Below are 20,104 nucleotides of genomic sequence, written 5' to 3'. Positions count from 1 at the left end.
GTTAGCCGGTTAAAGGGCCATTGGTACCATAAAAAAGTCCTTCCGGGCACGCCGGCGCCGGAAGGACAATAAGCTGCAGTTGCCCGGGCGGCAGCCTCAACCGCCGCCCGCATTTGCTTAACCCTTTTTAGCCCCGGTTATCTGTTTGATAAACTCGGTCTCCTCGGTTTTATAAGGTGTACCGTCTTTACGGAAGATGTCATGGAACCAAAGCGGAGGTTCGCCGGTGTATTGCTTTTGCCAGCTGTCCCACGGATAAATCGTCTGGCTCTTACCATCCACAAAACCCCAGTTAACCATACCGACATTGTATTTTTTGGCGATAGGCAGGAATCCCTCGAAGGTGCTTCCATTCGGACGCGCCATGTATTCAGTGCAGATCATGGGTTTGCCATATCGCTCCAGCTGATGTATGCGTTTTTCGAAATCGGCAGGTTTGTCGTAGCAGTGAAAACTGATCACATCCGATTCGTTGAGCTGCACTTTCTCGATGGGTGTAAGCAGGGAATCTGCCGACCAATCGTTGCGCCAAACACCCGATGTAAGTGGCTGTGACGGATTTGAAGCCCGGGCCCATTTAAACGTCTTTTCGAGCAGAGGTAACACATAACGTTCTTTGTCTTTCAGTTCGATCGGTCCGTAAGATGAGGTATTCGGATTATCAGGCTCGTTCCATACATCCCAGGCCAGCACCCTGTCGTCATTGGCGAAATGACGGACAAGTCCTTTCACATAACCTTCCAGGCGCGCCTGTTTGGTGCTGTCGCGCAGTACCTCCAGGCCAGGGCTTTGCACCCAACCAGAGTTATGCACGAACGGTTTTGGATCGCGCTGCTTGCCTGACTTGGGGTTGGGGTCCCAGCATGAATCAAAGATGACCAGGATCGGCTTAATCTTCTTGTCTTTGGCCAGATCGAGGAAGGCATCAATGCGTTTCAGGAAACCGGTTGAATCTTCTTCATACGGAAGATCGTGCAGGTACACGCGCATGGTATTCATGCCGAGCGATTGGGCCCAGCCTAGTTCACGTGCGATGGTAACCGTATCAAAAGAATCGGCCTGCCACATTTCAAGCTGGTTGATCGCGGTACTGGGCAGGAAATTTGCACCGACGATCCAGTTTTGTTTGCCATACCATTCTTTGGCCTGTTCTTTCGACCAGATCTGGCGGGTTTCTTCTTTCTTGGCGGGTTGCTTACAGCAGAAAAAGAAAAGGCTGAGGCAAACCAGGAGGTTCAGGTTCGTTTTTGTCATGTGTTTTTCGATTGTATTATAAATTTAGTTTTTCTTGTTGAATACAGGCACAGGCTGCGCGGTGGTTGATGGTGTACCGCCTGCAATGACGGGCCAGCCATCCTGCCAGGTTAATTTGTCCAGGAACAGGGCCCGGCGGTTTGGTCCGTTCGGAATCATCGGGTTGGCAACCTCGATGCCGTGATAAATAAACCAGTCTGTACCTGCATCATCGGTAATGATACGCGCATTGTGGCCGGGGCCGGCAATTTTGTCGTTGCGGGCAATGAGCAGGCTGCCGCTGCCACGTTGGGTGATCTCTTTGCCTTCTTTGTCGATATAAGGACCCCTGAGCGCTCTCGAACGGCCAACCCTGACCTGGTAAACGCTGGCAGCACCGTCGCAGCAATTGTTCTTCGAACCGAAGAAATAATAATAGTCATTGCGCTTTTCAATGATCACACCTTCAAAGTCGCCGGCGGCAATTTTGAACTTCGCATTTTTATCCGGTACAGATTTACCATCGGCCGCCAGGGGCACCCCCCAGGTGCCGTTGTTTGCTGCCGAACTGTAGCTCCCGAAGAACAGGTATTTCTGACCACCGTCTTCCATATAGAAAGGATCGATAGCATTGGGAACCCCCATTTCAGAACTCATGAATAGTTTCCCGAGATCGGTATACGGCCCTTCGGGGCGCAGCGAGGTAGCAAGGCCTATGCCCGGGTTGCTGTCTGCCCAGACAGAGTATGAATAGTACAGGTAGTATTGTCCGTTTACGTACGCCGGATCTGGTGCCCAAATACCGCCATCTGCTTTCCAGCCCGGTTTGGTTGAAAAAGCATCACGAATGTACACCCAGTCTACGAGGTTTTCAGATCTGGCTATCGGCACGAGCTTGGTGCCCTGTCCAGGGCCCCAGAAATCTTCTGTTCCGAACACGAAGAAATAACCTGATGCAGGGTCTCTCAGTACCGAAGGATCAGCCATGACCGGCGTAAAAACAGGATTCGTGTAGCTGGTTTTCTTAACAGGTGCGGGCGGTGGCTCAACAGCCGGCGGTTCGCTCTTGCCACATGCGGCCAGGGCAAGTAGGAAAAATAAAGAGGGTTTGATTTTCATATCTGCGTATCATACCGGCAGCATGACGCTGCCGGTTTGTTGGTTTAGTAGCCTGGATTCTGTCTCAGGTTGGTATTGTTCTCTACCTCGATCTGCGGCAGCGGTAACCGGATGCTTTTGCCGACAACAAAATTCCTGAAGTCGGGATCGCGTTCTGCAACTTTGTTCACGCCGGCCTGGGTATCAAGATCACCCCAGCGTTTAAGGTCTGCCCAGCGCACGCTCTCTCCGCAAAGTTCCAGGGCCCGTTCTGTCTTAAGCCGTTCACGGAACAGCGTCTGGTTATTCCCAATGGCCGGATACGCCGCAGCCAGCGGTGCCATTTTTGAACGTGCGCGCACACGGTTCACATAGGTGTAAGCATCTGCGGTCTGCCCAAGCTCGTTTTGAACCTCAGCATACATCAGCAAGACGTCGGCATACCGGATCATCCGGTTATTAATCTGATTAAAATAATCTTCGTTGCTGCGCATGTAATCGCGTGAGTATTTTTTGAACCAGGCCTCATCAGCACCCCACGTCCAGCTGCGGCCATAGGTTTTTACACCGAAATCTGCTTCAGATCCTGGGTAAAACAAAGAATATTGCAGCCGCGGATCGATCTGGTTGTCGGTGGTTTTCTCTTTCTTAAACTCATCTACAAGCCAGAAACGCGCTTGTCCATCAGACCACCCAATATCACGCGGAGCGAAGAACTGAGATCTGTTGCTGCCCATGTTTGAATTCGGACCATCACCCTCGCCAGTTTTGTTGGCATCAGAGAACTGGATCTCGAAAACCGACTCTTTGTTGTTCTCATTGTCTGCACGGAAATTGTCTTTGAAATCGACCAGGTCATAATAATTCTGTCCGGCACCGGTTACCAGGTAATCGAGCGCCGTTTTTGCCTGTGCCCATTTTTTCTGCTGCATCAGCGCTTTGGCGAGCATGGCCTGAGCGGCTCCTTTCGTGGCACGTCCGAGATCATTACCGGTCCATTGTTCCGGCAGGCCTGCACTGGCTTCGGTCAGGTCTTTTTCGACCAACGCCCAAACTTCTGCCAGGGAACTTTGCCTGGGCATATCCTCCGGCCGCTGGGTAACGGTAACGATGGGAAAATTTTCCCATAAGATCGCCGCATAGTAATAATACAAGCCACGGAGGAATTTCGCCTGGGCAATCATCTGTGTCTTGCGTCCCTGATCGAACTCGATCCCTGGTACATTTTCAAGAACCTGGTTACACCGAAAAATTGCTTTGTACACGTCCCTGTAGCTGTTCACATTGCCTTCCCAGAAGTTATAATTGATGTATTGAAAACGCGTCCAGTCAGCAAGCTCGACCCAGGGACTTTTGCTGAATCCTTCATCTGAGGCCAGGTCGAGCCGGAAGTACATCCAGCGGTTAAAACCTCCGTTCTGGTAAAACATATGATAAATGGCGTTTACGCCCTTCTGAGCATCGCTTTCTGTTTTCCAGAACTGTTCAGTGGTCAGCGTATTCGGGTTGTCCTGATTTAACAGGTCCTTCTTGCACCCGGTCATGACGCCGAGCAGGCCCGCAAAAAATATGGAGAGAAAAATCTTTTTCATTTCGTTCTTATTAAAATCCAAACTGTAGACCCACAGATACGGTACGTAAATTCGGGTAGGCACCGAAGTCGTAACCCTTCTCAAATATGCTTCCGTTACTGAACTCAGGATCGAGCCCGGTGTATTTGGTCAGCGTGATCAGGTTTTGACCTGAAATAGAGATTTGCGCCCTGCTAAATCCAGCCTTCTTTACAAAATCAGCAGGCAGGTTGTAAGACAGCGCCACGTATTTCATTCTCGCAAAGCTGCCGCTCTCGAGCCAGCGGTCTGTATCGCCTCGTGAATTAAGCGTAGACGCATAATAGGCTCGCGGCGTTGAGGTATTCGGGTTTTGCGGCGTCCAGGGCTGAACTCCTGCGGGATAGTTGGAGTTGTCGTCGAAACGCTCAATCACACTCCGCGGACCGTTAAATACGGTCGATCCGAAAGACCCAAACCAGTCCATTGAGAACTCGAAGTTTTTATAAGAAAGGCCAATGTTCAGGCCGACCTCATATTTTGGCCAGGGGCTACCTACGACAATTTTATCTGAATTGGTGATCTGCCCGTCGCCATTGTTGTCTTTGTACCGGATATCGCCGGGTTTCGCCGAAGGCTGAATAACGGTTCCGTTTGCATTCCGGTAGTTATCGATCTCAGCCTGGTTTTGGAAAAGACCGTCTGTTTGCAGTACATACCACATGCCGATGGGCTGCCCCACTTCCGTTACCGTATTGCCTACATAAGTCTTGTTTTTATTGTATCCCAGGTCAAGTACCTTGTTGCGCAGGGTTGTTACGTTCGCGGTTACATTATATTTGAACGGCTTGTCATTATTCGCATAGCCGGCAGTCAGTTCAAAACCACGATTGCCCAGCGTAACGCCATTTACACGCGGGTTCCCGCCGTCATTGCCTGTCGAAAGCAGCAAGGGATACTCCAGAAGCACATCTTTGGTCTTTGCGATGAAGTATTCTGCACTCACGGTAAGTTTATTGTTCAGGAAAGCGGCGTCGAAGCCATAATTCTGCTGCACAAGCTCTTCCCAACGCAGGTCCCGGTTGGCCAGTTTAACCTGTGTGGCACCCTGCTGTGCTCCCTGTCCTTGACCGAGGGCAATTGTAGAGAACGTATTGATCAGTGCAATGTAATCATAAGGCCCGATGTTGCTGCTGCCCAATGTACCGTAACTGGCGCGAAGTTTCAGGTCATTCATCCATTTAACCTTGTAAAACTCTTCATTACTGATGCGCCAGGCGGCAGAAAGGGAAGGGAAGTTGCCAAACTTGTATTCAGGACCGAAACGCGATACACCATCGCGGCGAATAATCCCGTTAATCAGGTATTTATCGGCGTAATTGTATTCAGCACGACCAAAATATGAGATGATGTCGGTACGATTACGGAAGCCGCCTGTTAGACCTTCATTGCCCTGGTCCAGCACATCATAATAACCACCGCTTGGGTTTGGCAGCAGATTTCTTTTGGTTCCCCAGATTTGCGCATAGGTATCCTGCTGGTACGATTGTCCTGCAATCACATTCAGGCTGTGCTTGCCGAACTGCTTGGTGAAGGTCAGCGTGTTTTCAATCAGTTTGGTTTCAGATTCGGCGCGGTTTTCATTGGCGATTGCCGGATCAAAAGCCTGGTTCAGTGTCCAGAACCCATCTTTTTTCAGGTACTTGTAGTGATCGCGGCTGGTTTCATAACCCAGGTTAAGGCGATATTTAAGCGATTTCAGGATCTGAAGTTCACCAAACAGGTTGCCCCGGAGACGAAGATTTTCATTGCTGCGATCTTCCAGGTTGGCAATAGCGAGCGGGTTCGTGCCGAAAGTTCGGCCACGTTTTTCATCGCCATACCCATACCCACCTGGGTTGGCTGCGTTGTACACCGGAATGGTCGGCAACATACGGATCACATCGATGATCGGATTGCCCGACATCTCGTCGGATTTCGAATTGGTTACTGAAAAATTTTCGCCAATAGTGAAAATGCCTTTTTTACCCTGTGTATTGACACGAAAGCTCAGCCGGTCGAAGCCGGTACTGATTACCGTTCCTTTATTCCCAAAATACCCGCCTGAAACCAGGTAATTTCCGGTACTTGAACCGCCCGAAAAACTCATGTTGTAATCCTGCACGTTACCGGTGCGGAAAGCAACATCCTGCCAGTCGGTGTTAACGCCGAGGTCCAGGTTCTGCCTTGGTACATTGGCATTGTCGTACGCCATAAAATTAATGCGTGAAAACTCCTCAGTGCCGGCGAGTTCGTACCTGGGCATGGTCTGAATACTACTTCTCCCCGTAAATTCGACCATAAGTGGCCCTTCTTTACCCTTACGTGTCGTGATGATGATGACACCATTCGCCGCACGCGAGCCATAAATAGCTGCCGCAGAGGCATCTTTCAGAATCTGTATGGACTCGATATCTGCCGGGTTAAAATCACGGTTTGCATTGCTGACCAGGCCGTCGATCACATACAGCGGATTGGTACCTGACAGGTTCTTCAGTCCCCTGATCTGAATCTGCGCTTCTGACCCGGGCTGTCCGCCGCCGCGCACCTTGATGCCCGAAGCCAGGCCCTGAAGCGATTCGGCCACCGTCGTTGCCTGACGCTTCTTCACATCCTGCGCCTTAACGACCGATACAGCTCCGGTCAGATCCTTTTTCAACTGGGTGCCATAGCCAACAACGACGACATCATCGAGCGCCTGCTGGTCATCCTGGAGGGTAATGTTCAGGGCAGTTTGTCCGCCCAAAGCCTGCCGCTGCTCGGTGTAACCGATGCTGCTGAAAACAAGCGTGGTCTGCAAATCGGGCACGTCAATCGAATAACGGCCTTCCGCATCTGTGGTAGACACCCTTGTGGTATTCTGTACTTTCACAGTAACACCTGGTACAGGGTCGCCTTTGCTGTCCACGACCCTGCCCGTTACTTTCTGCGTCTGGGCGTTGGCAGCAAACGCAAATCCGAGCCAAAGAAAAATAAAGCTGAGGACGAAGGCTTTCCTTCCCGGAAACGACCGCCCGCCCGGGCGCCGCAGGCGCCGCTGAATTGGTAAAGTTTTGCTCATATTTGGTTAAGTTGTTATAAAGCGCCACAAAGTGGTTATCGATACGACGCTATCAATGCCATCAAAATGAAGCATTTTTTTTTGATCGTCCCGATCAAAAATTTAGCAGCCTGTGTCAAAATCGCTCCCTGGATACCATATACCGTCATTTGGCGGATTCTTTTCTATATCTCGGTGCAAAAGGATAAATTCGCTGGTAACCAGATTAAACTTGTGAAACGACTTCTACTTTTTTGCGTTCTTCTGTGCATGCAGACGACAGTGCTGCAGGCCCAGTCACCTAGCTTCAGGCACTACCTGGTTGAGAACGGGCTGTCCTACAACTCGGTTATATGCAGCGTACAGGACCGCCGCGGCTTTATGTGGTTCGGCACCAAAGACGGGTTAAACAAGTTTGACGGCTACACCTTTAAGGTTTTCAGGAACCAGGCCGGCAATGAATTCAGTCTGGGCAGTAATTTCATTCACAGCCTGCACGAAGACCGCACCGGCACCCTTTGGGTGGGCACCTTGCGCGGACTTTATCGATATAATACTGAAAAAGAGGATTTTACCCTGCTGGAAGCTACCAAGAGCCAGGATATCCGGGATATTGAGTCTGATGCAGCGGGAAACCTCTGGTACATTGCAGGCGATCAGCTGACCCGCTATCATCCCCGCAGTGGCAGATTGCGTACGTACCCGCCGGCCCGTTATTTCAATGCCACATCCATCTGTGTACGTAAAAACGGGGAACTCTGGGTGTCGACCACCAACGGTTTCCTGCAGCATTATGATCCCCGGCATGAAAGTTTTAAAGCCTTTAACGTTTTTGACAGGTCTCGGCCGGTCATTTCTCGCTGGGTAGATAAAATTTACGACACCGGCAGGAACTCCTTCCTGGTTGGCACATCGAACCAGGGAATCAAACTATTCGACCTGACCACCTTCAGCTACCAGGATGTCATTACTTACAACCAGGATGGCACTGAAATTTATGCCCGCGACTTTATTCACCGTGGCGGCGATGAGTATTGGGCGGCCACAGAATCGGGTCTTTTCATTTATAACCTGGCTACCGGCGCCTACCGCAACCTGACAAAATACCGTCCCGACCCTTATGCCTTGTCAGACAATGCGCTGTACACGCTGTGCAAAGACCGGGAAGGCGGTATCTGGTGCGGCAGTTATTTTGGCGGCTTAAACTATTACGCAGTTCCCTACGCGCCTTTTGAAAAATTCTTCGATACGGGAAGCCCGAGGTCGCTGCATGGCAATGCGGTCCGGGAAATTACCGACGACGCCTTTGGAAACATCTGGATCGGCACTGAAGACGGCGGACTTAACCGGCTTAACCCGTCTACCACATCATTTGCAAGTTTTCGTCCGACCGGTAATTCGGGAATTGCCCATTACAACATACATGGTTTGCTTGCCAACGGCAATGAGCTCTGGATCGGAACATTTGAACGCGGGCTGGACGTCATGAATATTCACAGTGGCAAGGTGATCCGGCATTACGCTGCCGGCCCCGGCCCGAACGACCTGAAAAGCAATTTTATTGAATCGATTTACGGCACCCGGCAGGGCCAGGTCATGGTGGGCACATCCATGGGTGCCTACGTTTATAACCGGGATGCGGATCACTTTAACCTGTTCAGGTACTTTCCGGCAAATTACCACTATTGCGCTTTCGCTGAAGACGGCCAGGGGAATCTCTGGGCGGGATCATTGCGAAACGGATTGCTGTTCTACAACGCACGAACCAGAGCTTCGGGCAGGTTTTCTGTCGATGGCGGCAACAAAAACAGCCTGAGCAACAATTCGATCAACGGCCTGTTTGTTGACAGCAACGGCGATCTTTGGGCCGCCACAGAAAATGGCCTTTGCCGTTACCGGAAAAAGACGCGCGATTTCGAGGTGTTCGACAAGGCCAATGGTTTTCCAAGCAATGTTTTTTACAAAATTGCCGAAGACAAGCATAAAAACCTGTGGATCACGACAGCTGGCGGCCTCAGTGCCTACGCGCTGGGCACCGGGCGGATTACCAATTACAGCAAGGCAAACGGCTTGCTGAGCGACCAGTTTAATTACAATTCAGGTTATACGGACAAGCAGGGCCGCATGTATTTTGGTAGTGTAAACGGCCTGGTCAGGTTTAGCCCTGATGATTTTAAGACAAATACGTACACTGCCCCGGTCTACCTGACCGGTTTGCAAATTTATAACGATGAAGTGCCCATCGGTAAAGAAGGTTCTCCCCTTTCAAAGTCAATCAATTTTACAGAGCGAATTGTGCTGCGGCACTTCGAATCGACCTTCAGCATTGATTTTGCCGCCTTGAGTTATACTGCGCCTGAAATGACGGGCTACCAGTACAGAATGGAGGGGCTGGAGAAGAACTGGACCTATTTGAAAAGCAACCGGAAGGTCTATTTTACAAAACTCGCACCCGGCAATTACACGTTCCTGGTACGGGCTGCCAGGGGACATGAACCATCGGCCAGTCCGGTAACACGCCTAGAAGTTCGTGTGCTCCCCCCGTTCTGGCTAAGCCGCTGGGCGTATATGCTCTATTTTTTAGCCGGCGCAACCATTGTCGTTCTGCTTATGCGAAATTACCGTAAAAAAGTAGACGACCGGAACCGACGCAAGTATGAACTGCTGGAAGCGGAGAAAGAAAAAGAAGTGTACCGGGCCAAAATCGAGTTCTTCACCTACCTCACACATGAAATTCGCACGCCCCTGACCCTGATTCACGGGCCGCTGGAAGAGGTGATGCGGCAGGCAGGTGCTTCGGGGCCACTGCGCGCAAACCTGGAAACGATGGAGAAGAACACCTCCCGCCTGCTCACGCTTACCAACCAGTTGCTTGATTTCCGTAAAGCAGAGCAAAAAGGTTTCAGCCTGAGTTTTGTACGCGTGGATATCGCAGCCTTGCTCAGAGAAAACTGCAGACGTTTTGATGCAGAAGCGGTCAGAAAGAATTACGCGTTCAGCCTTGACCTGCCTGCGGCGTCTTTCGAAGCCTACGCAGACCCTGAAGCGCTCAGCAAAATTCTAAGCAACCTGCTTCAAAATGCCTTCAAATACGCTGAAGCGCAAGTCGCTGTTTCCTTATCAGTTCTACCGGCCCATTTTGAGATCGTTGTCAGGAACGATGGCGAACGCATTCCGGCCGGCCTGCGCAAAAAAATATTCGAGCCTTTTTACCGGTTGTCTGAAAAAGAAAGCGGAACAGGCATCGGCCTTCCCCTTGCTGCTGCGCTCACGCAGCTGCATGAGGGTACACTTGAAGTCCACGCTGATGAGCAGGGCATGAACGTCTTTGTTTTGCAGCTGCCGCTGCACCACAACAAGGAGTTTAAACTGCCTGAAACCACCGGCGCCGCGGCGCTCCCCGAAAAGCGGGAAGAAAAAGTAAAAGCCGATGAAAGATGCCGGGTTCTGTTGGTAGAAGACCATGATGAGATCCGCCATTTCACGTTCCAGCTGCTCAGCCCGTATTACCAGGTATTTACCGCCTGCAGCGGCGAAGAAGCCCTGCAGGTATTGCAGCGCGAAGACATTGCATTAATTGTGAGCGATGTCATGATGGCCGGAATGGATGGCTTTGCACTGTGTGCGAAAGTCAAGCAGGACATCGCCTTTACACACATTCCGGTTGTGCTGCTCACTGCCCGCAACGACATGCGATCGCGCATTGAAGGGCTGGAATCGGGCGCTGATGCCTATCTGGAAAAACCGTTTTCTCCCGAACACCTGCAGAAACAGGTCGCCACCCTGCTTACAGGGCGCGAGAACATCCGCCGGCATTTTGCCAGCTCGCCCGTAACGCTGCTGCCAAGCATGGCCAGCAACAAGGCAGACAAAGCTTTTCTGGATAAACTGGATGAGGTGATTCAGAGCCGGCTCGCAGACAGCCTGTTTGATATTGATCAGTTGGCCGGTCAGATGAACATGAGCCGCCCGACCCTGTACCGCAAGATCAAAGCTCTTGCCGGCATGACACCGCACGAACTTATCAACCTGACGCGGTTGAAGAAAGGCGCCGAACTCCTGCTGGAAACCGATTACAAAATCTACCGCATTGCGGCGGTCACGGGCTTCAGTTCGCAATCGCAGTTTACCCGCAGCTTTCAGAAACAATTTGGCCTGAGCCCGAAAGATTATGTGCAGTCGAAAAAAGTGAAGGTCTGAATTTGACCGGGGAGTTGGGAATTAAGCACCAGACCTGGGTGCGGCGCGGCTGGACCGTTCACCAGCATGTGAAAATCTGCCTACTCCCTTATTTCCGGGCCGCCATCTGGATCATGCGATGTGCCAGATCTTTGCCGAGAAAACGATTGATGATACCATGAACCACATACAGAATCGGTGTCATCAGGATGGCAATGATAAATTTATACGTATAATTAACCAGCCCGATCGCAGCTACCATTTTCCAGGTATAATCGTATTGCGGGTTTAAATAAAACGCGATAAAGATCACCACAAAACTGTCTATGAACTGCGAAACCAGGGTCGAGCCGGTTGCGCGCAGCCAAAGTGCCCGCTCGCCTGTAAGACGCTTAATGCGGTGAAAGATCAGCACATCGGCGAACTGCCCGACCAAAAAAGCCGTAATGGAGCCGACAATGATCCACATACCCTGGCCAAAAATACCAGCAAAGGCCCGGTTCATATCGACCGTTCTGCCATCAATTTCCTGGTTCACCCAAAAATCGGCTGGCGACAGCTTCATGGCCCCGCCAACAACAAAGAATGCATAAGCAATGAGGACAGAGGTCAGTACAGACAGGTACCGAACCTGCTTTACCCCAAAATATTCATTGATGATATCGGTCATGATGAAAATGACCGGCCAGGTCAGTACTCCTGCCGACATAACGAACGACAGGTTTTTTACACCGAAAAGATTGATATCAAATTTATCAAAGCCAAGCGTCTCCTCGACTGAAAAAAGTTTTACGCCGATAAATTCAGACAGGATCGCGTTGGCAACCAGGACACCGCCCAGGATAAGGAGCAGCCTGCTTTCTTTGGTTTTGAAGGTCATGATAATGAATGGTGAGTAAAAATAGGAAAAATTCCGACTTAACCCTACCGGGCTGCCGTTGCCTGCCCTGCCGGCGGCGTGCCTTGCCTATCATTCAGGAAAGTAGTACATTCGTTTTTCATGATCACACTAAACTCGAAGCTCCCGCATGTCGGCACAACCGTATTCACGGTCATGTCCCAGTTGGCACAGGAATATAACGCCATCAATTTGTCGCAGGGTTTCCCGGATTACGATGCTGACCCGGCTTTATTCGACCTGAACGAAAAGGCAATGAAAGCTGGAAAGAACCAGTATGCAGCCATGCCAGGACTTCCCGCCCTGCGCGAACGCATTGCTGCGAAAACCCGTGATCTGTACGGGGTCGGTTACAACCCTGAATCTGAAATTACCGTTACGGCCGGCGGCACACAGGCCCTGTTTACCGCGATAGCAGCCGTTGTTGTACCGGGTGACGAGGTGATTATTTTTGAACCCGCCTACGACTCCTATGCCCCTACCGTGCGGCTCTTCGGCGGCCTTGTCAAACCTTATGAACTGGAAGGTCCCGATTTTCGCATTGACTGGGATATGGTCAAAAAACTGTTCACCGCGCAAACACGCATGATCATCATCAATACCCCGCAAAACCCGACAGGCACCACTTTGTCTGAAGCAGATATGCAGGAACTGATCCGCCTGACCCGCGACACCGACGTCATCATCCTGAGCGATGAGGTTTATGAGCACCTGGTATACGACGGCCGGCAGCATCTCAGCGTATCGCTTTACCCCGAACTCCGGGAACGCAGTTTCATAGTTTACTCATTCGGTAAGCTGCTGCATGCAACCGGTTGGAAGATCGGATACTGCCTTGCACCCGAAAGTTTAATGGCTGCATTCAGGAAAATACACCAGTTTAACGTTTTCAGCGTTAATACACCGATGCAACACGCCATTCATGCCTACCTGGAAGAACCGCAGCACTACCTTGCGCTGCCTTCCTTTTTTCAGGAAAAACGTGATCTTTTCAGAAACATGATGCAGCAAACGAAATTTACGCTCCTGCCCTGCCAGGGATCATACTTTCAATGCGTCTCTTACCAGGATATCAGCAAAGAACCCGATACGGAAATGGCCATGCGCATGGTCAAAGATTTCGGCGTTGCATGCATCCCGGTATCTTCATTTTATACACGGAAAACTGAACAGCGGATTTTGCGGTTTTGCTTTGCAAAGCGCACCGAAACGCTCGAACAGGCCGTTAACCAGCTCAGTAAAATACACTAAATGCAAGCTGTATGATGGAAAACCTCGACAACCAAAACGTCCCCAACCTTAAGATAACCATTTACCAGGCCTACCTGTTCTGGGAAAATACCGACAAAAACCTCCAGAACATGTCGCTGCGATTAAACATGGGTATCAAGGAGAAAACTGATCTGATCATCCTGCCTGAAATGTTCAATACAGGCTTCAGCATGAACGCCGCCCAGCTTGCTGAAACAATGGATGGAAAAACGGTAACCTGGATGCGCGATACGGCGGCAAAATACGACTGTGTGGTAACCGGAAGCCTGATTATCGGTGAGAACGGCAAGTTCTACAACCGCATGGTCTGGATGCGCCCTGACGGCACTTATACACATTACGACAAGCGCCATCTTTTTGCCATGGGCGATGAAAACCGGCATTACACGGCAGGCAGGGATCAGGTAACTGTTACACTTAAGGGCTGGAAAATCAGGCTTGCAATCTGTTACGACTTGCGGTTTCCCGCCTGGAACCGCAACATTAACGGCGAATACGACATCCTGCTGCTGGTGGCCAACTGGCCCGACCGGCGTTCCATGCACTGGCGTTCGCTGATCCAGGCAAGGGCCATTGAAAACCAGAGTTACGTGATCGGCGTGAACCGCGTTGGTCATGATGGCAACCAGGTGTATCACAGCGGGCATTCCATGTGTATTGATGCATACGGAAATACCGTATACTACAAACCTGAAGACGAGGACATGTATACACTCACGCTGAACTACGAAGAAATGGTCAAAATACGGAGGCAGTTTCCTTTCCTGGCAGACGCAGACCGTTTTGAAATAACTGAATAATTCAGGCTTCCTGATCGGTAAGAACCTTTACACGTAGCGCTTTGAGGCCGTCGACGCCCTGCAGCACTTCGAGCTCAAGCTGTTCCACCTCATCGGCAAGCAAACCTTCGTAATGTAAAGTGCGGATGTAATCCAGGTATTCGCGCGCGTCTGCCTCATTGAAATAGACCAGCGCAAGGGTTCCTGGCTGGGTGAGCCGTTCATCGGTATGCCTGATGTGCACCTTATCGATTCGTTTCTTGACAACATGATAGCGGATGTTGTAACTGCCCTCCACATCAAATCGCTGCTCCTCCTGTCTGAAACTGATATCGATCGGGTTTTCATAAACAAAAACAAGTTGGGTTGTACGCAATGGCGTGGGCAGGTAAGGCAGAAGCTTGTGTGTGCCTTGTGCGATTTTTGCCATGGAGCGCAGTTGCATAAGGCGATAGGTGCCTCTCAGCGACAAGTCGAACGGCCGTTCGGGCGCAATTGACTGCCCGAGATAGATATCAAACTCATACCCGTCAGTACGGAACTTTTCAAAATAACCCGGAAAAACTGCATTCAGATCTTTTTGCAGATCGAGCAAATGGGTTCCGATATGCTGGTTAATTGTCTGCATGCTTTTTTCCAATCGCTGACGATGCTCGAACACCCGGCCGCGCTGCGGATGAGTAGATTCAAAGTATGTTTCAACAATCCCGTTCAGTTCGGCATGGGTGTCGCGAAGCTGTCGCAGAAAGGGCGCCATCTGAAGCCTGAGGTAATCATCGAGTTTCAAGACCACCCGGTCTGATATCTCTGACAGCTCCTCATGGAGCCACTCGTCAAAATTGACCATGATATCGTCTTTGAAGGCTTCAGGTACGCGGACCTTGATGGCTTTCAGCGTATCACCCAGCAGGCGGAAATGTTCGAAGAGGTCTTTGCGTATGGCGTCATTCCGCTCTATCGTCGAGTTACGAATGTCTACCGCTCCATAAAAAGGGTATACATCTTCGAAAACAATCGGTTCGATGGCCGGCTTCTCGGTTCCCTGGTATTTCTCGTTCAGGTAATTGTAAGCCGCTTCATTGAAACGCCAGCGTACCGCATCCTGGATCGGAGTAAACCGGTCAGTGATCACGCCGGCGAGCTCTGAATTAAAATCTGTGATGATGTTTTGAAGCAGCTGCCCCAGCAGATCGGAGGCGTGCGCTACCGTAGGCATCAGACCCGCGTTAAAAACCGCCGCCTCTTTGCTATAAAGTTCCAGGCAGCCTACAAACCTGCCGCTGTAATACATCGGGAACAGCGCGTACGACCGGATCTTACCGGTGCCTGCCAGGAGTCTCAGCACCGGGCTGTCTTCCTGTTGTTTTTCTGATATATCCAGAAAAATCAATTTGCGTGGTTCCTCCAGATACCCGGTTACAAACTGCCTGTAAATGTGGTCGTTCGCCGTTTCCCCGCCAGCCAGGTCATAGATCAGGCTGTGCAGGCCGAAGTTGTTTCGCAGGAGCGGTTTGCCGTTGATGTGAAAAAACGGCAAAAGATTAAACCGGATGCGGTTGCTGCCAAAAAGCGTCTGCAAGGCGCCTTCCAGCTCATTTTTATTGCTGATCGCATCACAATCATTATGCGAAATGATCATGTTCTTGATTGCATCCAACACGTAATCGGCGGTAACGTCTTTAAGTGTAATTACACAAAAGCCTTCGAACCGGAACTGCTCAAGCGGGAAATGTTCCAGGGCCAGGTCAAGTGCGTTGCCGTCGCCACGCATAAATTCGTCCATCAGATCGGGTCCCGGCTGGGCCATGTCGCCCTCGCTGTACACATCTACAAAACGCCAGTCAATGCCCAGGCGGTAATAGGTCTCCAGACCGGTCTTCGTATCCATGACGCGATGCACGGTAGTGTTGTACATCGATGTTTTAACGTGGAACAGCCGCTCGGCAATGAGGCCATAAAGGTTCATCATTTTTTTTGCCTCGGCTTTTTCAGGATCCACTATGCTGAAACTACCGGTTTTTATCATATTGCCGATGGTTTCATAAAACGAATTGGTACCATAAAAAAACTCCGGCTCTCCGGGGGCTGACAAAGCCCACAACTGGGAATCCTCATCAGTAAGCAAGGGGGAAAGTGCGGTGTAGATCACATCCAGAACTTCCGGGTAATCTGCGGCCTGGGCAGTATCGATTGTTTTCTCCAGCTCCGCGTATTCCCCGATTTTGGCGAGGGCATAGCGGTAAAAATTTGATTTGGGATGCGGCACAGCATCCATCTTTTTCTTCAGGTGCCTGACAAAAGGTGCAAAACTGAGGTTAGACTGTATGGTACATTGCGGCACCCGGTCCTCATAGATGAATTTCCTCAGACTCAATAGCTTGTTTTGCATAACGCAGTTCACTCAAATTAAAAACGCATTCCGACCGTCAGGTATGGGTACCAGCCTTCTGCAGAACGACCCATCAGGAATTTAACGACCGCGATCTGAGCCGGCGCGAAGTACGGGCCTCCGCCTACACCATGGTGCCATTTTGAAGAGGCCTCTTCCGGTTCCCAGACCCGGCCCGTATCGTAAAAACCGATCAGGCCGAACTGTCCTGGTAAAATATAGCTCGCAAAGTCCGCTAATTTCAGGCGAATTTCCAAATTATTATATAAACTATGCTGCCCTGCAAAACGATATTGACGAAAACCCAACAAATTGTCCTGTCCACCTAAAAAAGCCGACTGGTAAAAGGCCGATTGCCCGAAGCCCAGTGTTCCGCCAATTCGGTCTGCCAGCACGACTGTGCCGCGGTTATCCAGGCTTTTGTAGAGTGCAACCTGTGGCATCAGCTGCGCATAGGCCCTTGCACCTCCGCTCAAGCCATGCCAGGCCTGGGCCCGCAGGCTGACGAAAGAACCCCATTGCGGCAGCAGCCTGTTGTTCCTGGCGTCCATCTCATAATGGAGGCTGAGGCCAAGGTGCAATTTGTCCCGCCCGGTTGTCAGGCTGTCATAAGAGCCCAGCTCGCCGGTGCGTTCAATAAAACGGCCCCTGTTTTCGCTCAAATTAAGGTGGTAGAACTGCATTGAGGGGCCAAACGTAAGGCTGCTCCCGGCGCCGTTGCGCCAGCGCAGGGCGGTCTCGAAGGTAAGCAGGTTAAACCTGGTGCGATAAAACCGTTTGTAGTCCCCGCTGCGGTCAAAAGCCGTCCCGTTTCCGCGGCCAAAAAAATTCATGGTATTGTTCGGCGCCTTCAGGTTCAGTTCGGCAATCAGGTCGACATTTCCAACAAGATGGGTCCATTCTCCGTTATATTTAAGCTGGAATGCTTCGGTAGCAAACGCGTGCAGCGCGGTAAACCGGTGCGAGCTTGCGAAGGGCACCTTCCTGAAGCCTTCCTGCCGGGTGTACTTGTAGGTGGCACCAAGCAGCAGCCCGTCGTCCAGGTTCAGGCCTGCATTGAGCAGGTAAACCGGCACATGGTACAGGTTTACCGGCACGAAAGCCGTATTGATACTGTCATTAGAGGCGGTGATCCGGAGCCGTGATGCAGCAGCCCCCTGAATGTTGGCCTGCGTTTCCGGCTGGTACAAATTAGCGGCTTTCCCTAACGAAGTGACCTGGTACTTTTTATCACCTTCTTTTGCAATGATGCGGAACTTGATATCCGATCCTTTTGTATCCAGGAAGACGCTGTCGTTGCCCCTGTTCAGGTAAAGCCTGATCTCCTTGGTTACGCTTGCTTCGAACGTCTTGTTCATCAGCGTATCTTTCAGTTCGCCGTTTTTATTGATCTTCTGCACCAGCAGCTGGGCGCCGCCATCGGGCGAAGTCCGCAGCGAAACAGCCTCCCGTTTATCGCTCAATTGGATGTCTGCTATTTTATTCAGAAACGTGTATAACTTATCCATTGCTGCTGGCAACGCGGCTCTGCGGGCTCTTAGTGTATCCAGCAGTTCCTTATGCCGAAGCTCATAGGCCGCCGCAGGCAACCGCCGCAAGGCCGTTTCAAAAACACCGTCTGTCATGCGGCCGGTAAAATCCTGGGTAACCGATTGCCAGTCTGCCCGTGGCAGCGGGATCAGGATGCGGGAGTCGGTCTGCCGTGCTTCCCATACATAGGTGTTAATGTCTTTTATCTTTTCGCCAAATCCCTGCATAAATGGCAGAAGCGATTTGGCCGTTGCATACTTGACAACCAGGCCCTCAGACTTGTAAAATACCTGGTCCCGATCGCGCGGTACAGGAAAATAATGTTTGTTCTTTCCATTTTTACGAAATGCCCAGCGCCATTGGTCTCCATGGCGGTCCCAGTCGCCGATCAGCACATCGAGCAAGCGTGCTTTCAGGTAAAGTTGCCGGTCAATGGTATTGTCATTATCTTCCATCAGCGCTTCAAGCATCTTTGGGGTATTGTCTGATTTGCCAGCCGGTTCCCGCTCTTCGAGCAGGGCCGCAACACCGCCAAAAGTTTTGTTGTAGGCGCCCAGCCCCTGCTCAGGCGCAACGATACCGATTATAGGCTTGCTGTGCGGTACGCCCGCGGCCTCGGCGATGGGTGGCACAGCAAGGGCCGAAAATGGATGCTGTGCAGACATCTGGTCTTCTACAATATCTTTTGCGAACGTTTCCCGCAGTTTCTCGGGGATCAGTACGTCGGGATATTTCTGTACACTGCGCAACACGTATTCCCGCCCGGCCCGATCAGCAAGCCGTAGCGATTTAGACTGATGACCACCCCCGGCTTTGAGCGGGGTTAGTCCGCCATTGATGGCAGACAGGCGAATAACGGGCAGTCTGGTCGGTTGCGCGTATTCCTTGCGGTAATTTTCGCCAAAAAGAAGCCTATGGAACTTGCCAACACTGTCATACCCCGGCCGGATGGTCCTGACCAGGCTATCTTCACTAAAGGTTGCATAACTTGTTTCCTCAGCCTGCCGCACAGGCGCATAAGGTTTGGCATAGTTAAATACCTGCCTGAAGCCACTGTCTGTTTGCGCATAATAGGAAAAAACAAGCGACTTATCGCTCATCAGATCGGCGGTCACAAAGCCGGGCAGCGTAGACCCGTAAAGGGCATGTTTGCCCCGGGCCACGAAACTGTGCTTGGCGCCTGACCCGCTAACCACCTGGATGGCCTGATCATTTTTGATGAACTGAAGCCCATGATCATGACCGGAAACATGCACCAGGTTCGGGAAACCGGCAAAAACACCATCAACTTTTTTAATCATTTCCTGGTACTGCGGATGCGGCATGTCTTCAGGATTCGGAAAAGTGCGCCGCAGAAACGGATAAAGTGAGCCCACTCCCGGGAGCGGGATATAAAGAGACGGATTGATCGCTGTGAATGGGAACAGGTGGTCCTTCAGGTCGTAATAACCGCCATGCCGGCCATAAGACTGAAACGGATGGTGCATAGCGAGCAAGACAACTTTGTGCCGGTTTTTATAGAGCAACGAGCCCAACTTCTCCAGAATTTCCTCTTTGCTGCGGCAATCACAGTCGGCGGTAGTTTCTTTGGCATGCTGGAAAAGCCACCATTCGCTGTCAAAAACGATCACAACCAGATTTTTGCCTACCGCAATTTCTTCGGGGCCCGGGCACCCGTCTGCTGGCAGCGCACGCAAGGCGGAGTCTTGCTGGCTATCCAGGAATGCCCATTGAGCACGCATCTTGGCCAGTCCCCCCGGCCCCATGCGGTCCCAGTCATGGTTGCCCGGAATAAAGTCGACTGGTACGCCTTTCGTCCGAAAGGGCTGATATTGTGACCTTAAGATTTCTTCCGTCTGCCTGCGTTCAGGACTTCCCGGCAGCCCCATACCCCTGGGATAGATGTTATCGCCCAGATAGATCACCCTGGTTTTTCCTGGCAGAATCTTGCTTACAGCAAAGTCGATGACCCCACCCTGCTGCCGGTCCATTTCGCCGGCATCTCCGATCAGGATCATGCGGTTTTCTACCTGGGCCCGCTGCGCATGGCTAAAACCTGCCGAAAACAGTAAAAAAAATAAAATAACGCTGCGCATA

Annotated in this window: 10 protein-coding genes; 3 read left to right on the top strand and 7 right to left on the bottom strand. The window is 51.2% G+C overall.

The features are described 5' to 3' along the window. Positions 1-117: 117 nt before the first annotated feature. From C7T94_RS10390 to C7T94_RS10375, 4 genes are read right to left on the bottom strand one after another with little or no spacing between them, the layout of a single operon-like run. The gene (locus C7T94_RS10390) at positions 118-1,254 is read right to left on the bottom strand and encodes a cellulase family glycosylhydrolase (protein ID WP_107215282.1); all 1,137 of its coding nucleotides are present in this window, start codon (positions 1,252-1,254) and stop codon (positions 118-120) included. 24 nt (positions 1,255-1,278) lie between these two features. Further along, a complete protein-coding gene (locus C7T94_RS10385; protein ID WP_107215281.1) occupies positions 1,279-2,352 on the bottom strand; it encodes a family 43 glycosylhydrolase in 1,074 nt (357 codons plus the stop codon). Between the two features lie 44 nt (positions 2,353-2,396). Continuing rightward, the gene (locus C7T94_RS10380) at positions 2,397-3,923 is read right to left on the bottom strand and encodes a RagB/SusD family nutrient uptake outer membrane protein (RefSeq protein ID WP_107215280.1); all 1,527 of its coding nucleotides are present in this window, start codon (positions 3,921-3,923) and stop codon (positions 2,397-2,399) included. A gap of 10 nt (positions 3,924-3,933) precedes the next feature. Continuing rightward, entirely contained in the window at positions 3,934-6,981 is a 3,048-nt protein-coding gene (locus C7T94_RS10375) for a SusC/RagA family TonB-linked outer membrane protein (RefSeq protein ID WP_107215279.1), read from the bottom strand. Positions 6,982-7,230: 249 nt separating this feature from the next. On the opposite strand from C7T94_RS10375, the gene C7T94_RS10370 reads away from it, so the two are divergent. Then, positions 7,231-11,160, top strand: a complete 3,930-nt coding sequence (locus tag C7T94_RS10370; RefSeq protein WP_107215278.1) for a hybrid sensor histidine kinase/response regulator — start codon at positions 7,231-7,233, stop codon at positions 11,158-11,160. Positions 11,161-11,248: 88 nt separating this feature from the next. Here C7T94_RS10370 and C7T94_RS10365 read toward each other — a convergent pair whose 3' ends face one another. Beyond that, positions 11,249-12,019, bottom strand: a complete 771-nt coding sequence (locus C7T94_RS10365; RefSeq protein ID WP_107215277.1) for a queuosine precursor transporter — start codon at positions 12,017-12,019, stop codon at positions 11,249-11,251. 120 nt (positions 12,020-12,139) lie between these two features. Between C7T94_RS10365 and C7T94_RS10360 the strand changes: the two genes are divergently transcribed. Further along, the gene (locus C7T94_RS10360) at positions 12,140-13,288 is read left to right on the top strand and encodes a methionine aminotransferase (protein WP_107215276.1); all 1,149 of its coding nucleotides are present in this window, start codon (positions 12,140-12,142) and stop codon (positions 13,286-13,288) included. A gap of 11 nt (positions 13,289-13,299) precedes the next feature. Further along, on the top strand, positions 13,300-14,109 hold the full coding sequence (locus C7T94_RS10355; protein ID WP_239494984.1) for an amidohydrolase: 810 nt from the start codon (positions 13,300-13,302) through the stop codon (positions 14,107-14,109). A gap of 1 nt (position 14,110) precedes the next feature. Here the strand turns inward: C7T94_RS10355 and C7T94_RS10350 are convergent, their stop codons facing one another. Next, the gene (locus C7T94_RS10350) at positions 14,111-16,477 is read right to left on the bottom strand and encodes a GAF domain-containing protein (protein ID WP_107215274.1); all 2,367 of its coding nucleotides are present in this window, start codon (positions 16,475-16,477) and stop codon (positions 14,111-14,113) included. 17 nt (positions 16,478-16,494) lie between these two features. Continuing rightward, positions 16,495-20,025: a BamA/TamA family outer membrane protein gene (locus tag C7T94_RS10345; RefSeq protein WP_162618648.1), complete on the bottom strand. Its 3,531-nt coding sequence runs from the start codon at positions 20,023-20,025 to the stop codon at positions 16,495-16,497. Positions 20,026-20,104 lie beyond the last annotated feature (79 nt).

Origin of the sequence: Pedobacter yulinensis, from assembly GCF_003029735.1 — a bacterium.
Lineage (GTDB): Bacteria > Bacteroidota > Bacteroidia > Sphingobacteriales > Sphingobacteriaceae > Pedobacter > Pedobacter yulinensis.
This window is presented reverse-complemented; position numbering and strand designations above follow the sequence as displayed.

Coding starts and splice junctions, on each gene's coding strand:
- C7T94_RS10390 (WP_107215282.1), bottom strand. CDS start 1,254: ATGACAAAAACGAACCTGAACCTCCTGGTTTGCCTCAGCCTTTTCTTT.
- C7T94_RS10355 (WP_239494984.1), top strand. CDS start 13,300: ATGATGGAAAACCTCGACAACCAAAACGTCCCCAACCTTAAGATAACC.
- C7T94_RS10350 (WP_107215274.1), bottom strand. CDS start 16,477: ATGCAAAACAAGCTATTGAGTCTGAGGAAATTCATCTATGAGGACCGG.
- C7T94_RS10365 (WP_107215277.1), bottom strand. CDS start 12,019: ATGACCTTCAAAACCAAAGAAAGCAGGCTGCTCCTTATCCTGGGCGGT.
- C7T94_RS10370 (WP_107215278.1), top strand. CDS start 7,231: ATGCAGACGACAGTGCTGCAGGCCCAGTCACCTAGCTTCAGGCACTAC.
- C7T94_RS10345 (WP_162618648.1), bottom strand. CDS start 20,025: ATGATCCTGATCGGAGATGCCGGCGAAATGGACCGGCAGCAGGGTGGG.
- C7T94_RS10360 (WP_107215276.1), top strand. CDS start 12,140: ATGATCACACTAAACTCGAAGCTCCCGCATGTCGGCACAACCGTATTC.
- C7T94_RS10385 (WP_107215281.1), bottom strand. CDS start 2,352: ATGAAAATCAAACCCTCTTTATTTTTCCTACTTGCCCTGGCCGCATGT.
- C7T94_RS10375 (WP_107215279.1), bottom strand. CDS start 6,981: ATGAGCAAAACTTTACCAATTCAGCGGCGCCTGCGGCGCCCGGGCGGG.
- C7T94_RS10380 (WP_107215280.1), bottom strand. CDS start 3,923: ATGAAAAAGATTTTTCTCTCCATATTTTTTGCGGGCCTGCTCGGCGTC.